Genomic DNA, 1,355 nt, shown 5'->3' on the forward strand with positions numbered 1-1,355 from the left:
GAATTTCGGGGGAATTTGGTGGGTGGGGTCGAATGCCCCCGCCTGGCTCACCGCGACGCCCATCGCCCATCGCGGCCTGCACGACCGGGCCGCCGGCATCCCCGAGAACACCCTGGCGGCGGCCCGGTCGTGCAGGCCGCGATGGGCGATGGGCGTCGCGGTGAGCCAGGCGGGGGCATTCGACCCCATCCTCACTTCACCTCGAACATCGCCTCGACCTCGACGGCGGCGTCGAGGGGCAGTTCGGCGACGCCCACGGTGGAGCGTGCGTGCCGGCCGCGATCGCCCAGGATCTCGACCATCAGGTCGGAGGCCCCGTTCATGATCCCGGCGAGGCCGGCGAAGGTCGGCACCGCATTGATGAAGCCGCCGAGGCGCAGGCATTGCACGACGCCATGGTCGAGATCGCCCACGGCCGCCTGCACCTGAGCCAGCACGTTGAGGGCGCAGAGCCGGGCGGCGGCGATGCCGGCCTCCGGGGAGATCTCGGCGCCGAGCTTGCCCTTGTGGGCATCGGCGAGCTTGCCGTCGGCGCCGAAGCAGATCTGGCCGGAGATGATCACCAGATTGCCGGTGCGGATGAAGGGTACGTAATTCGCTACCGGGGCCGCGGCTTTCGGCAGCACCAGGCCGAGGGCATCCAGGCGTTCCTTGACCGTGCTCATCCGTCCGTCCTTCCCTGAAGGCATGCCATTCTCGGGGGCGCGCCCGACGGGGCGGCACAGAGCACACTTGCTCCGAGCCGCGCAAGCTCGGAGCCGCGTTCCCGGCCATCCGAGCCGCACCCGCCGCGCGGGCATCGCAGGACCATCGGCAAAACCGCCGGCAGGACCGCCGGCAGGACCGCCGGATCGTGTCCTCGCGCACAGCCTAACCCTCAGGCATGTCAGGCATATGAACCCGGCCGATCATTGACAGAACCGGCCAATTCTCTAGTAATCACAGCGGTGCCGCCCGGTTTCGAGGCGGCACTTTCATTTGGTGCCGCGGCCAATCCGCGTGCCCGCTTTGACGATGGGAAGTCGGGATCGTGACATCCGCCCTTCTGCCGACCTACGCCCGGGCTCCGATCGCCTTCGAGCGCGGAGAGGGCGCCTGGCTCGTGACGCGCGACGGCGAGCGCTATCTCGATTTCGGCGCCGGCATCGCCGTCAACGCCCTCGGCCACGCCCATCCGCACCTCGTGGAGGCCCTGACCACCCAGGCGCAGAAGCTGTGGCACACCTCGAACCTGTTCGAGATCCCCGAGGGCGAGCGCCTCGGCCGGCGGCTCGTTGACGCGACCTTCGCGGACGTGGCGTTCTTCGCCAATTCCGGGGCCGAGGCGAACGAGGCCGCCATCAAGATGGCGCGCA

The 1,355-nt window shown here is 69.4% G+C and carries 2 protein-coding genes and 1 pseudogene; 2 read left to right on the top strand and 1 reads right to left on the bottom strand.

Annotated features, from left to right (window positions below; translation table 11 throughout):
• Positions 1 to 22: 22 nt before the first annotated feature.
• Positions 23 to 130: pseudogene (locus MBTS_RS24175) on the top strand (glycerophosphodiester phosphodiesterase); the annotation flags it as partial.
• A gap of 61 nt (positions 131 to 191) precedes the next feature.
• Here the strand turns inward: MBTS_RS24175 and MBTS_RS22650 are convergent.
• Positions 192 to 665, bottom strand: a complete 474-nt coding sequence (locus MBTS_RS22650) for a RidA family protein (RefSeq protein WP_018044106.1) — start codon at positions 663 to 665, stop codon at positions 192 to 194.
• A gap of 365 nt (positions 666 to 1,030) precedes the next feature.
• Between MBTS_RS22650 and MBTS_RS22655 the strand changes: the two genes are divergently transcribed.
• Positions 1,031 to 1,355, top strand: a 325-nt coding sequence (locus MBTS_RS22655; protein WP_192216544.1) for an aminotransferase class III-fold pyridoxal phosphate-dependent enzyme, incomplete at its 3' end; no start/stop codon positions are given.

Source organism: Methylobacterium bullatum (assembly GCF_014845095.1).
GTDB lineage: Bacteria > Pseudomonadota > Alphaproteobacteria > Rhizobiales > Beijerinckiaceae > Methylobacterium > Methylobacterium bullatum.